This window comes from Pseudoalteromonas sp. APC 3691, from assembly GCF_030408135.1.
Taxonomy (GTDB): domain Bacteria; phylum Pseudomonadota; class Gammaproteobacteria; order Enterobacterales; family Alteromonadaceae; genus Pseudoalteromonas.
Window position 1 is genome coordinate 1 of sequence record NZ_JASDCB010000033.1, and the last position, 14,319, is coordinate 14,319.

Here is a 14,319-nt window from a genome sequence, read left to right on the forward strand (position 1 = left end):
AAAAGTCACATCAGCAATAAAACCTAAAGAATAATAACAACACCAGAAAAATATCGCGATCGCAGCCTTCGGCTGCTCAAAAATAGTAAACCCTACAAAAAAGCAGGGTTTATCGTCAATCTGAAGCAGCTTTTTAGCTGCTTTTTTTATGCTTGTTACTATTTACAGTTGAGACTGTAAGTAGTTTTTGATACCCGTATTTTTAATAAGTAATTGTTGGGTTTCTAACCAATCAATTTGCTCTTCTTGTTCATTTAAAATGTGATCAAGGGCTTCACGGGTAATGTAATCTTTTTTACTTTCAGCCAGTTTAACTGCGCTACGTAACTCATCAATAGTATCGAGTTCAAAACTCATGTTAGCAGCAATCATTTCTTCGCTGTTTTCACCAATACGTAATCGGCCTAGGTCTTGAAGATTTGGTAAGCCTTCTAAAAACAAAATACGTTCAATTAAACGATCAGCGTTTTTCATTTTTTGAATTGATACTTTGTAGTCTGCTTTATCAAGCTGTGTAAAGCCAAAATCTTTAAACATACGTGCATGTAAAAAGTATTGGTTAATACCAACAAGCTCATTAGCGAGTACTTTATTAAGCGCTGCAATAACGTCTTTATCGCCTTTCATAATATGCTCCTACTAAGCCATTTGTGCTTGATGATAATTTTCAGAACCAATTTTATCAATTAGACCAAGTTGTTGCTCTAACCAGTAAACATGATCTTCTTCGGTATCAAATAACAGCTTTTCTAAAATGCTACGAGATTGATAATCTTGTTGTTCTTCACATATTGCGATGACGTCTTTAACACACGCAACTACTTCAAGCTCTAGTGTTAAATCGTTTTGCATCATGCTTTTTACATCGTTACCGATAAGTAAATCACGGCGCTTAGTCATATTTGGTACACCTTCTAAAAACAAGATGCGCTTAATAAGCCAGTCTGCGTGATCTTTTTCTTCTTCCATTTCGTGGTTAAGGCGCTCGTATAGTTTGTTTAAACCCCAGTCGTCATACATGCGCGAGTGTATAAAATACTGATCGATTGCTGCTAATTCGTTAGCTAACAATGTATTAAACGCATCGATTACTTTTTGATTACCTTTCATGATAAATCGCCTCAACTATTTCAATTGTATGCAGTGTAGTACATATAGCCTATATTGCAAGTTTTCTCTATAAAAATCATTGCTTTACTATTGGTTTTGATTCTTATTTAAGTTTGCGTTACTGCTTGGTTTGTGGACAGTTTTTTATTTGTATTAGTATCTGAGAATGATTACTAGAGGTATTTATAAACAATAAGTTGAGAGACTGCATTTCATATTATTTTTTAAATAAATAGGCATGCTGATGATGCCTATTTATTGAGTATATTACTAATTAAAACTGGTATTTAGCACCTAGGGTAGCCGTTGTGCCTAATCCTTTGATGTTATAGCCGCCGTAAGTGTAAGATTGTGCGCGGGCAGGGTAGTAATCGCTATTGAACAGGTTTTCGATACCAAAATAGCCACTCCAGCTGGCGTTAACATTGTACTGGCCACTTAAGTTAAATGTGTTGTAGCTACTAACAGGGCCCTGATCGCCAGAGTATTGGCCTTGCGCATTTTTATCAAAACGCTTTCTGTTGCCTACATATAAAAAGCTCATTGCAAGAGATAGCTCGTCATTTGTTTGCCACGTTACATTCGCTGTTGCTTTAGGTGGGCTAATTTGGCTTGCCCCTAAATAGTCATCGGCCTCGGTATTTTTACCTTCAACATAGCTGTACGTTGCGCTTAATTTAAGATCTTGGGTAATAGTGTAATTAACTAACCCTTCGTAACCCCATATTTCTTGTGGCGCACGCACAGGTTCGTAAACTCCTGTTACTTCATTATACTCATTACTTGTACCAAGCTCTGAGGTACTTCTGTAAAGAGCAAATTCAAAACGTACGTTTTCAAACTGTGAGGTAAAACCAACTTCGTAATTGTCGATTATTGAGGCTTGTGTTTGAATAAGTGCAATGTCGTCAACGGTTGCAGCACGAAGTAAGCGACCAATATCAGAAATATCAGAGCCCTGTGAGTAGCTAAAAAACGGGCTAAAGGCATCTGTTAAGTTATATTTAATACCGGCGTTATAAGTTGTTGCATCGTAATTAATGGTGTCGCCACGCACATTTAATGGTACTGAACATTGCGATGCGGTTTTGCAAAGTTTTAGCGTTTGGTAGTCACTTACGCTCAAATCAATGCTTTCTTTTCTTACACCCGCTTTTACAATAATGTCGTCGTTTATTACCCATTTGGTTTGTAAAAAGCCAGCCACACTTTCCATGTCCATTTCTGGCACCCACACACGGCCATCTACTAAAGGTTGCGATGTTTTATCGTTTAAGGCATCAATACCGTAGATTAGGGTGGCTGTTACGTTTTCAAAATCAAACTGACTATTAAATGTAGCTCTGGCACCTTGCTTGTCTGATTTAATAACCGATTGACCACCGCTATAACCTTCATCAAGGTTGGCTAAAGCGGTTGAGAAAAAGAATACGTTTTCTATATTTTGTTTATACAGATCGAGGGTCATTTGTGTGTTTTCAAACAGCGCGTAATCAACATATTTTAGGGTTATATTTTCGTTGCCTTCTGGGCCTTGCGGCTTACCTTGTTTTTGAAGCTCTAAGGGGACGTGTATAGCGTATGTTTTCTCCCCTATATTGCCATCGCCAGTAACATCGCCTAAATCAGTTTTTTGCTGTGAGCTGTAAAAGTTATAGCTAAACTGCAGTTGCTTTTCGTCGTCAAAATCATAAGTTAGTTTGGTAAAATAGTTTTGAGTTTCAGAGTCTGATAAACCATATTGCAAGCCTAAAATATCGCCCTCTGCATCGCGTTGTACGCCGTTTTCTTCATAGCTTGCCGTTAGCAGGTAGCTTAGTTGGTCGAGCTTACCGTTTACTGCGGCTGATACTCTACCGCCGCCACTTTCTGCTAATTTAACAGCGCTAAAGCGGCTTGAAATACTTATTTCACCTTCCGGTTTACCATCACTGCGAGCCTGTTTTGTTATGTAGTTAATAATGCCACCTGAGGCACCATTACCATAAATAGACGTTGCGCCTTTTATGACTTCAATGCGCGCTATGGCACTTGCATCAAGCGTTTTTACGCCTAAAGAACCATTACGAAGAGGTGTTGATTGCGGTACACCATCAATCATTATTAATGGCGCACGGCCGCGTAGTGTTTGTCCTGAATTACTTGAACTGCCAGTATCTGGGGCAAGGCCAGGAACCATTTGCGCGAGTAAACTTCCCAGTTCTGAGCTTACTTTTAAATGCTGTTGTATTTGTTGCTGATTAATAACGGTAATCGAGGCAGGTACTTCGTCAATGTTCTCTGATATGCGGCTGCCAGATACAATGACATGCTCTAACTGATCAGAAGTGTATTCATTTTTATTATTTTCATTTGCTAACGTGTTAGTACTTATTGCAATAGCAATAAGGCAAAGCGAAGTTTTTAACATGGGGTGTCTTAGTTGATAACAATTTACGTAATGGTAATTATTATCAACTAACGACACAGGTGTTAATGAGATTTATTTCCATTTATGGCGTTTTAACCAAAAATATACACCGCTTACAATAAAAAATGCGAGTGAAAGGGCTATTAATAACCATAAAAACTGCACGATAGGACCTGCAAAATCACCAATGTGAAACTTATACTTAAAGTTCCATGCTTGTGTTGTGAAGTTTGTTTTACTGGCGTCAAATGAGTTTAATACTTTACCCGTAAATGGGTTAGTCCAAACCCAGCTGTAAGCGTGGCTTTCGCCAGGGTTTTGCATTCTCAGTGCAATTGCTTCGTCATCCTTTTTAGGTAAGTAAATTCTATATAATTTACCGTCTGGAAATACGTTCTCTGCATTTTTAATTGCTTCATTGTAGTTTAAAGCAGCTTGAGAAGGGGTTATTACTTTTGGTGCTTTAGGTCTTTGTTCTATCTTGTTTAAGGTCACAAATTCTAATACCGATTGAGTTTGTGTTTTCCAGTTAAATGCCATACCAGTAAATGCAATCAGTATAAGCGGTATAAAAAAGTAAACACCAAGCACTGTATGAAATTGATACATGAGCACTCTAAATTTGGCTTTTGGTTTTATAGCTAAACGTTTAACTCTGTTTTTGGGCTTTACCCATAAATAAAAGCCCAGTAATACATTTATTAAAAGTAGCAATGCACACACCGACATCCAATTTCGAAAGGTTTTTTCACCTTTACTGTCTTCAAACAACAGCCAACGATGTAATCCCATAGCAAACCCATAAATCGTATCGGTTGATTCATAGATGTTTAGTACACTCCCAGAGTAGGGGTTAACACTGGCGTAGTGTTTATTGGCTAACCGAAATTGCCATGCTGCGTTTGGCGCTTGTTCGGGCATAAAAAAGGTGATTTTTTGCTTAGTTTGAGCTTGTACATTTTGTATAAGTTCATCGTAATGCATTAAGTTTTTTTGGGGTGTTACTTGCCATTTCTCAGGCTCTATTAGGTGCTGTATGTCTTTTGCATAAATCATAACAGCACCGGTTAGGCTCACTATTAATAAAAATAGTCCGCTAATTAGGGCAAGGCCTAAATGAATTCTACGTAACCAAAGTTTCAAAAACGGTATCTCATTATGAGTTAATGACAATATTGTAAATGATAATACGAGCTGTTTTCAATTAAATAGTTATGTATTTGGTTTAGCTTGTTATTAAGAACATTAAATTAGGCTTTTATTCGCGATTGGTCGGATCTCTATTATGCAATTTTCGATATTAAAATTGTTGTGCAAAAAACTTTTAACTGCGGCTAAATCAATTACCTGCTGAGTGCTAATAATAAGCTCGCAATAATTTTCTTTATCGTCTAGTTGCCAAAGCTTAATGCTAACTACCGATTCGATATTAAATTCATTACTAATAGCACGTGATATTGCATCTGTATCAATATTGCTAGGCGCTGCTTGCATTAAAATTTTGCAGCTTTGCTTTAATAGTAAAATGCCATGATAAATTACATAAAGAGAAATAAGCACAGTGGCAATTAAGTCAACGATATACCACTGGTATAAAATAATTAAGGTGCCCGCAATAATAACAACAATAGATGCCATTGCATCTGATACGTTATGAATAAAGGCCGCTTTTATATTTATACTGTGATTTGCGCCAGCTCGGTAGGTTAAATATGCGGTTGCTAAATCAATAATCAATGCTATTGCTGCCACCCACACAACTATCCAACCATTAATTGGTTGAGGGTTTAAATAGCTCGAAATGGCTTCAAAAATTAAATACACACCAATTAATATCAATGTACCGCTATTAAAAAGTGTGGCAAGTATTTCAGCGCGTTTATAGCCAAAATGATGAGTGGTGTCAGCAGGTTTATTACCAATTTTACGTGCAACGAGCGCGATAAATATAGCGGCAGCATCACTTAAATTATGAAGTGCATCGGCTATAAGTGACAAACTGCCCGAAAATACCCCGCCAATAACTTGGGCTACGGTTAGCAATACATTAATAACCACAGCGACGGTTAGCTGTTTATCGCTCTGGTTTTCGTCTACATGACTATGTGAGTGATCGTGCGCCATAATGACCTCAAATGTATTAATTGAATATTGCTTATATCATGGCTGGTTTAAAACCGCTACAGATGTGGTAGCGTCAATAAATCTAATTATAAGTTAGTAATAAAGGCGTATATTTTAAAAAGTGTGAATTTAATATTGTAACGCTAAACACCCATTTTTTAAGGAGTTTACCGCTCAAAACTTGCGTCTTTATATATTTAGTGCATTAATGTAAGTAATATTAAATGATTATAAGTTGCTGGATATTAAGCATGCACAAAGGTTTAAACTTTGGTGAATTAACAGGTAAAGGACAGTCTGTTCGAAGTAAGTTAATTATAACCTTTATAATTATAGCCTTAGGGCCACTATGTATACTTACTTGGTTTAGTCTTGAACACGTAAATCGCACCCTTAAACAAAATGCAGACACCGAACTTAACGAGCTTAATAATATAGGCAAGCAATTTGCTGATATTTGGTTTGCAGACCATGTTAAAGATTTATATTTGCTTAGGTCACAACTTGATATTAGCTCTGCTAAAAAAAAAAATTAATAAATCAATTTGTTGAGCAGTATGACTTCGTTAATCATGTAGAGCTTATAGATATAAACCTTGTTAACTCACGACCTTTATCACCTTTTTTTGATGTTATTAAAGAGCAGCGCTTTGACGACATACGCACAGGTATTAAAAATACAGGCAAGATTCAGTTTCGGTCAATGACTGCCTCAGGGCGCGACTATCATATTATTGGCTTGCCAGTATTAAATGATGAAAATAAGTTACAAACAATATTGATCGCAGATATAAATTTAAACGGCTTATTAAATAATTTAAGTAAAATACACGCTGCTAATAAAGACATAACATTTTATGTTATGTACAAAAATAAAATTCAAAAAAGTAATAATTCAGACGATACCCAACCACTATTTTTCTCTCAAAACGGATCACCAACACAACGTGTTTTTACTTATAGTGATAAGAATGAAGTCACTTTATATGGGTATATTAATTCATTAGAGTTTTTAAATGAATCTGGCTGGCAGCTACTCGTATCAAAACCAAAAGAAGTCGCACTACAAGGCGCCAATTATTATAAGCAGCTTGCTGTATTGACTAATACGGGGGCGTTATTGCTTATATTAACGCTGTCTTGGTGGTTTGGTCGCCGGCTTTCTCAGCCTTTAATTAACTTAGCTAAAATTGTTGAAAATATTACAAAAGGCGATTTGGTTAAAGTTCCAATAATAAACGACAGTATAGAGTTTAATCAGCTTTCATTAGGTCTTCGTAAGTTAGTGGACGTAAAAGCAGAGCAACAAAGTATATTACAAAAACAACGTTCGGCACTTCAAATTGCATTAAAACAGTTAGCCGAGCAAAAAAGTGCATTAGATGAACACGCTATTGTTGCTGTAACTGATTTGCATGGCACCATCACTTTTGTAAATAAGAAATTTTGTGAGATTAGTGGCTACGATGAACACGAATTAATAGGTCAAAACCATCGCCTTTTAAATTCAGGAAAACACGAAAAAGCATTTTTTAAAAATATGTATAAAACGCTTAAACGTGGTGATATATGGAACGGGCAAATATGCAATAAAGCTAAGCATGGTGGCATATATTGGGTAGATACGACAATTGCACCATTTTTAGATGAAAATGGAAAACCGCAAAACTATATTGCTATTCGTAATGACATTACAGCCCTGAAAGTACAAGAGCTAGAGCTTGAACAGCACAAAACACAGTTACAACTAGTGATTGACTCAACAGCCGTGGGTATTTGGGATTGGTATATCGATTCTAAAAAAGTGACATTTAATAATCGCTGGGCCGAGATTATAGGTTACAAACTCAGCGAGCTTGAACCATGCACTATAGATACTTGGTATACATTTGCTCACCCTGATGATTTAGCTATATCGGAGAGAAAACTTAAAGCGTATTTTGCCGGCGAGACTGACTATTATGTTAGCGAAGCCCGCATGAAGCATAAAAATGGAGATTGGATTTGGGTTCTCGATACTGCAAAAATAGTTGAGTGGAATACCGATGGCTCTCCAAAACGTATGATAGGTACGCATTTAGACATATCTGATCAAAAATCTACACAGCATGAATTGCAAGGAAGTCGAGATAGGTTTGCATCTTTAGTATCAAATATACCGGGCATTATTTATCGATGTAAATTTGATGACAAATTAAGCATGCTTTATATGAGCGACCAAGCGAGTGAAATAACAGGCTATTCGCCTGATGAGTTGATACATAGCGAAGCCATTAACTTTTTTGATTTAATATGCAAAGACGATTCTACAAAAATAAAAGCTGAAATATTAAGCTGTGTCGGCGCCAAGCAGCCATGGTCTGTTGAGTATAGAATTACAGCCCGCGATGGTTCCTTGCATTGGGTAAACGAAAAAGGCCAAGCGATTTACGCAGATGATGGCAACATATTGTATTTAGATGGGTTTATTTTAGATATTACGGATCGTTATAACACTCAATTAGAAATAAATCGTCAGCAAAATTTACTCGAATCAATGAGTAAGCAAGGTCAGATTGGCGCATGGGAAATTGACTTAGAGGCGCATACGCTTTATTGGTCTGATGAAGTTAAAGTTATTCATGAGGTACCAGAGGGTTATGAGCCTAGCATAGATACCGCAATTGATTTTTATAAACCAGGAATACACCGAGACACTATAAGTACCTTGTTTGAATGCGCTGTGACTTTAGGTGAAAGTTGGAGTGTTGAGCTTATTATTTTAACTTATTCGGGGCAGGAGCGTTGGGTTAAATCAATGGGCCAAGCAGAGCTTAGAGATGGAAAATGCGTACGTGTTTTTGGCTCGTTTCAAAGTATTGATGCGCATAAGCGACTTGAACTCGAAAGCGAAAAAACAAACAGGTATAACAAAAATTTAGCTGCACTTACTGTTGCCCCTGAAGTACAAAACAGTAATGTAGAACAAGTTAAAAAGTTAGCAGTTAAATCTATGTGTGAAGTGCTAGATATTGCTCGCGCTTCGGTATGGATTTTTAACGATAAACGAGATGTGATGACATGTCATAGTTTATACATTAAAGGGCAAGGTTTTGTAGATACAAATGCTGTTTTAACTGCTAAAGACTACCCTGAATATTATAACGCCATTTATAAGCAAAACTTAGTAGCTATTGATGATGTTTATACGCACCCAGCAACTGCTGATTTTATAGAAGCGTATGCAAAACCACTAAATATTAAATCGATGCTTGATGCAGTGATAGCAACTGGCGATGGTAATTTAGGTATTTTGTGTGCTGAAACGGTAGGCGAGCACCACAATTGGACGCAAAGCGAAGAAACGTATCTTCGATCATTAGCTACTTTAGTGGGAAGCTCTTTAGTTTCTCAGCAGCGTAAAGTAATCAGTGAGGAGTTAAAAGTAGCGCTTGTTAAAGCTGAAGATGCAGCGCTTGCTAAGAGTCAATTCTTAGCAACTATGAGCCACGAAATAAGAACGCCAATGAATGGTGTGCTCGGTATGCTAGAGCTTGTTCAATTAGAATCATTACCTAAGCCAATAGAGACAAAAGTAGACATTGCCAAAACAAGCGCACATTCTTTATTAGCCGTAATTAACGATATTTTAGATTTTTCTAAAGCCGAGGCTGGTAAAATCGAACTTGAAGAAATTAACTTTAATGGACGAGATTTAATTGGCGAAGTTGCTGCCGCGCAAGCATTTACAGCTCAAGACAAAGGCATTGAAATAATTTTAGATTTGTTAGCCTTGGAGCCTTCGCAATTATGTGGTGACCCCGGGCGAATTCGCCAAGTGCTTACTAATTTACTGAGTAACGCCGTTAAGTTTACGGCTAAAGGCGAGGTTGTGGTAAGTGCGAAAATTAATAAAATGGTTCAAGGTTTAGAATTTGTTGTAAGTGTAAAAGACTCAGGCATAGGAATAAGTGAAGACAAACAACAGCAATTATTTACTCCGTTTTCTCAAGTAGATGCATCAACAACGCGTGAGTACGGGGGCAGTGGCTTAGGGCTTGCCATCTGTAAACAACTTTGCGAGTTAATGGGAGGAGCTATTTCTGTCACTAGCGAAGCAGGTAAAGGAAGCACTTTTACTGCCTCTATAATGCTAACATCGGGAGATCAAAAAGAGCGTTATATTCCTAATATTAATATGAAAGAATTAACAGTTTTAGTTGTTGATGATAACGAAACAAATAGAATAGTAATTTTACAACAGCTTGAACATTGGGGCGCGAAAGTTGTTCTGGCATGTGACGCACACCAAGCACTTGATATGTGTGCGCAGCAATATAAAAGCGAAAATTGCATGTATGATATTGCAGTGCTTGATATGCAAATGCCAGGAATGGGTGGCATAGAGCTTTGTAAAGCATTAAAAGCACATGAACATTATAAATCAATGCCACTTGTAATGATGACTAGTATTGCTGGTATGGAAGGCGCGCAGCGCTATTCTGATGCTGGTTTTCAGGCATATTTCCCTAAACCAGTAACCACCGCTGATTTAATTTCTGCACTGTCCGTTATTACGAGTAATGGAGCAGGAGAAGTGCTTCCACTCGTTACGTCAGGTTATATTTCGTCACTCAAAAAAGAAAAGGTACAGGAGTCTTCCCAAATATTATTGGTAGAAGATAATCCCATTAACCAACAGGTGGCTAAATTAATGCTCAAAAAGCTTAATTGTGATGTTACGATTGCCGGGAATGGTCAACTGGCAATTGATATATTAAAAGCTCACGATTCAGGGTTCTTTAAGTTAGTACTTATGGATTGCCAAATGCCTGTTATGGATGGTTTTGCTTCAACCGCGGCTATTCGCAAAGGATTAGCGGGTGAACAGCACAAAAATATTAGAATTATTGCTATCACCGCTAATGCAATGGACTCCGATAAAGAGCGTTGTATTACAGCTGGAATGGATGATTATTTGAGTAAACCTATTCAATTAGATATTTTAAAAGATAAATTAGAGCAGTATATTTAAGGTAAAAATACAATGAGCCAACCCGTTATAATACGTGATGCAAAACCAAGTGACGCAAAAACAATTTTGCACTTTATTACCGAACTTGCCATATACGAAAAAGAACCTGATGCGGTAAAAACCGATGAACAAGCAATTTTAGATACTTTGTTTAGCGAAGGGGCAACCGCGCACAGCATAATTTGTTTAGAGAGCGATGAGCCAATTGGTTTTGCAGTATATTTTTATAATTACTCTACTTGGTTAGGTAAAAATGGCCTATATCTTGAGGATTTATACGTAAGCCCAGATAGTCGTGGCAATGGTGCAGGCAAAGCCATTATGAAGCACTTAGCTAATAAGGCGATTAGTAATAACTGTGGTCGTTTTGAATGGGTGGTGCTTGATTGGAATAAACCCGCTATCGATTTTTACAACAGTATTGGCGCAAAGCCTCAAAACGAATGGATTATATATCGCTTAACAGGGCAGGAATTATTAGATTTCGCCAAATAGTTAATGAAAATCATTTGCATTTGGGTTGTTGGGTGTGTAAATTAAATACACACTCAATAATTAAATGTGCAGATGATTATATGATCTCAGGTCAAAAACAGCCCCACCCAGATCTACTCTATCTTGAGCAAGCATTAAGCCCTTGGCAGTCGAACATAATGCAAGGTAATTATGCATTTGAGCAGGGTGCTTTACTCGAAGCACGCGATAAATACTTATTAGCCAAAACGCTTGCGGATCATCTCCTTCAGCAGTTTTTATATGCTCAGATTAATAACAATGCCATTTATGCTATTGAGCATTGTATACCCGCACTTGTTGTTGCGTCGCATAATTTAGCTGATACCTATATAGCTATGCAGCAGCCAGAAAATGCATGTAAATGGCTATGCGAAATACACCTAACGCTTTGTTCTTTAACAAAGCATACTCATTACGATATACAAAAAGTGAGTAAGCATCATTACATTAAAACTTCCTCTGAACTTGTATTATTTGCAAGACGCTATCATTTTTTACCTGAGCTAATAGAGCAAGTGAATTTTTGCTTATGCTCAGAGAGCACTACAAACAATCAACTGCACTAATTTAAAAGAAAAAGGAGTATTTATGGCTTTTACTTTGCCTGCACTTAACTATGAGTACGATGCGCTTGAGCCTCATATTGATGGTAAAACAATGCATATTCACCACACATTGCATCATCAAACGTATATCAATAAAGCCAATGCTGCTTTAGCAGATACTGTTTATGCAACCGCAAATGCTGAAAAATTACTTAAGGGAATAAACAGTCTGCCTAGTAATTTACAAAAAGCAGTACAAGAGCATGTAGGAGGGCATTTTAATCACAGCTTATTTTGGCAAGTAATGAGCCCACAAGGAGGCGGTAAACCTGAAGGTATTGTGGCTCAGGCTATAAATGAGCAACTAGGCGGTTTTGATAAGTTTAAAGAGGAATTTACAGCCGCGGCAATTAGCCAATTTGGTAGTGGCTGGGCATGGTTATGTGTCACGCCAGATAAAAAGCTGATTATACAAAATAGCGCTAATCAAGATAGCCCTTTAATGCAAGGTAATACACCTATTTTGGGACTTGATGTATGGGAGCATGCCTATTATTTGAAGTATCAAAATAAGCGCCCTGACTATATTGCCGCTTTTTATAATGTAGTTAATTGGCAAGAAGTACAAAGGCGTTATTTATTGGCTATCGGTTGAGTGCCGAATATGGCTAGTAATACAGTTTATTTTCTATAAGCTAGGCTCTATTAGATAATTTTACAGAGCCGCTTATGGACACTTCACATTGGCAAAAAGCACGTCAGAGCCGCGATCCTCGTTTTGACGGGCTTTTTTACGTAGCGGTAAAAAGTACCGGTATTTATTGCAGACCTATTTGCCCTGCACCAACGGCTCACGAAAAAAACGTTGTTTATTATCAGTTTGCCCATAACGCGGCGCAAGACGGTTTTAGACCCTGCATTCGTTGCAGGCCTGATAGTGCCCCTGGCAGCGCAGCATGGCAGGGTACAAAAACGACTGTACTTAGAGCAAAACAGTTAATAGATCAAAATGATGAGCACGACTGCGAAAATTTAGCAGCTCGTTTAGGTGTAAGTAGTCGTTATTTAAGACAGTTGTTTAAGCAGTATTTTGGCGTGTCGATTACGCAATATCGATTGTTTAACCAATGTCACTTTGCTAAAAAGCTGATTCAAGAAACACATTTACCCCTTACCGAAATAGCGTTTTCCGCAGGCTTTAAAAGCATTAGGCGCTTTAATGATGCATTTTTACAGCAGTTAAATATAGCTCCCTCGAAGCTACGTAGTAGCGATAAAAAACCAACGCCAACACTCACATTAACGTTACCATTTAGGCCGCCTTATAATTGGCCTGCTTTGCAGGGCTTTTTGCAAAGGCGTTTGATAAAGCCAATGGAGTGGATAACGCAAACGAGCTACGGACGTACTTTTGCAAGTGAGCAATATAAAGGAAGTTTTACCGCTGAATTTATAGCGAGTAAAAACCACTTTAGTGTGTCTATCAATATAGATAATACGTTGTACTTACAAACTGTTATAAATAATATACGCCGTGTGCTTGATTTAGACGCTGATATTAATTTAATTCAAATGCATTTAAGCGCTAATATAAATAATGCATTTACAGTGTGTGAAGGGCTCAGGCTTCCGGGGATTTGGTCAAGTTTTGAAGCAGGGATAAGGGCAGTACTTGGACAACAAGTCAGTGTTACTGCGGCGCATAATTTAGTAACAAAGTTAGTTGATGAATTAGGCGAAAAAGAGGGTGATGCTGTTTACTTCCCCACAGCTAAAATTGTTGATGATAGTGATTTTGCATTTTTTAAAATGCCACAAGCACGCAAAAATGCATTGCACAATTTAGCCCATTTTTGTGCACTAAATCCTGAAAATGACGATTTAGATGAATGGCTTAGCTTAAAAGGAATTGGCCCTTGGACAGTAAATTATGCAAAGCTGCGAGGACAAAGCCAACCCGATATATTACTTGATGGTGATTTAGGTGTTAAAAAAGCACAAGCAGCGGCAAACCCGTTTGAGCCTGCTAATTGCGCTCCTTTTCGATCTTACTTAACTTTTCAACTTTGGCAGCAATTATAATGATAATTCAAACATCAATTTCGAGCCCAATAGACGACATAATTATTCAAGCGACCGAAAAAGGCGTGAGTTATGTTGGGTTTTATCCACCAGTTGAACACCCTTATACGCCATTTGAGCAAGTCACTAACAAGGCGGTGCTTATTTGCGCTGCGCAGTTAAAAGAGTATTTTGCAAAAAGTCGCACTACTTTTGATGTACCACTTGATACAAGCGGTACGGTATTTCAGCACAGTGTATGGCAAGCATTATTAACGGTACCTTTTGGAAAGTCGCAAACATACGGCTATATTGCAAACCAACTCAATAATCCAAAAGCAGTGAGGGCAGTAGGTGCTGCGAATGGTAAAAATCCGATTAGTATTATAGTGCCTTGCCACCGAATTATTGGCGCAAATGCAAAGTTAACGGGCTATGCTGGTGGGCTTGATAGGAAACTTTGGTTGCTGAAACACGAAGGATTAATGTAAATTAATTGATAAAATATAGCCAGTCTGCTTAACTCAACCTATAATTTA

General features: G+C 37.6%; 10 protein-coding genes and 1 pseudogene. 6 read left to right on the plus strand and 5 right to left on the minus strand.

What is annotated here, in order from left to right:
• Positions 1-162: 162 nt before the first annotated feature.
• The 5 genes from bfr (QL998_RS11785) to QL998_RS11805 all read right to left on the minus strand — a co-directional run bounded on the left by bfr (QL998_RS11785) (position 163) and on the right by QL998_RS11805 (position 5,644).
• A complete protein-coding gene (gene bfr / locus QL998_RS11785; RefSeq protein ID WP_002958984.1) occupies positions 163-627 on the minus strand; it encodes a bacterioferritin in 465 nt (154 codons plus the stop codon).
• 12 nt (positions 628-639) lie between these two features.
• Positions 640-1,110, minus strand: a complete 471-nt coding sequence (bfr, locus tag QL998_RS11790) for a bacterioferritin (RefSeq protein WP_002958985.1) — start codon at positions 1,108-1,110, stop codon at positions 640-642.
• A gap of 274 nt (positions 1,111-1,384) precedes the next feature.
• Positions 1,385-3,520 carry a TonB-dependent receptor gene (locus tag QL998_RS11795; protein ID WP_182194746.1) on the minus strand — a complete coding sequence of 712 codons (2,136 nt, stop codon included), beginning with the start codon at positions 3,518-3,520 and terminating at the stop codon, positions 1,385-1,387.
• A 72-nt stretch (positions 3,521-3,592) separates the two neighbouring features.
• Positions 3,593-4,663: a PepSY-associated TM helix domain-containing protein gene (locus QL998_RS11800; protein WP_290192741.1), complete on the minus strand. Its 1,071-nt coding sequence runs from the start codon at positions 4,661-4,663 to the stop codon at positions 3,593-3,595.
• A 102-nt stretch (positions 4,664-4,765) separates the two neighbouring features.
• Positions 4,766-5,644, minus strand: coding sequence for a cation diffusion facilitator family transporter (locus tag QL998_RS11805; RefSeq protein ID WP_290192742.1), 879 nt, complete (start codon positions 5,642-5,644; stop codon positions 4,766-4,768).
• Positions 5,645-5,895: 251 nt separating this feature from the next.
• Here QL998_RS11805 and QL998_RS11810 point away from each other — a divergent pair.
• From QL998_RS11810 to QL998_RS11835, 6 genes and pseudogenes are all read left to right on the plus strand, one after another.
• Positions 5,896-10,658, plus strand: a pseudogene (locus tag QL998_RS11810) (PAS domain-containing protein).
• A gap of 12 nt (positions 10,659-10,670) precedes the next feature.
• A complete protein-coding gene (locus QL998_RS11815; RefSeq protein ID WP_290192743.1) occupies positions 10,671-11,153 on the plus strand; it encodes a GNAT family N-acetyltransferase in 483 nt (160 codons plus the stop codon).
• 80 nt (positions 11,154-11,233) lie between these two features.
• Positions 11,234-11,740 carry a hypothetical protein gene (locus tag QL998_RS11820; RefSeq protein WP_290192744.1) on the plus strand — a complete coding sequence of 169 codons (507 nt, stop codon included), beginning with the start codon at positions 11,234-11,236 and terminating at the stop codon, positions 11,738-11,740.
• Between the two features lie 22 nt (positions 11,741-11,762).
• Entirely contained in the window at positions 11,763-12,374 is a 612-nt protein-coding gene (locus tag QL998_RS11825) for a superoxide dismutase (protein ID WP_290192745.1), read from the plus strand.
• Between the two features lie 74 nt (positions 12,375-12,448).
• On the plus strand, positions 12,449-13,801 hold the full coding sequence (locus tag QL998_RS11830) for an AlkA N-terminal domain-containing protein (protein WP_290192746.1): 1,353 nt from the start codon (positions 12,449-12,451) through the stop codon (positions 13,799-13,801).
• A complete protein-coding gene (locus tag QL998_RS11835; protein ID WP_290192747.1) occupies positions 13,801-14,271 on the plus strand; it encodes a methylated-DNA--[protein]-cysteine S-methyltransferase in 471 nt (156 codons plus the stop codon). The genes QL998_RS11830 and QL998_RS11835 overlap by 1 nt, the downstream gene beginning before the upstream one ends.
• Positions 14,272-14,319: the final 48 nt, after the last annotated feature.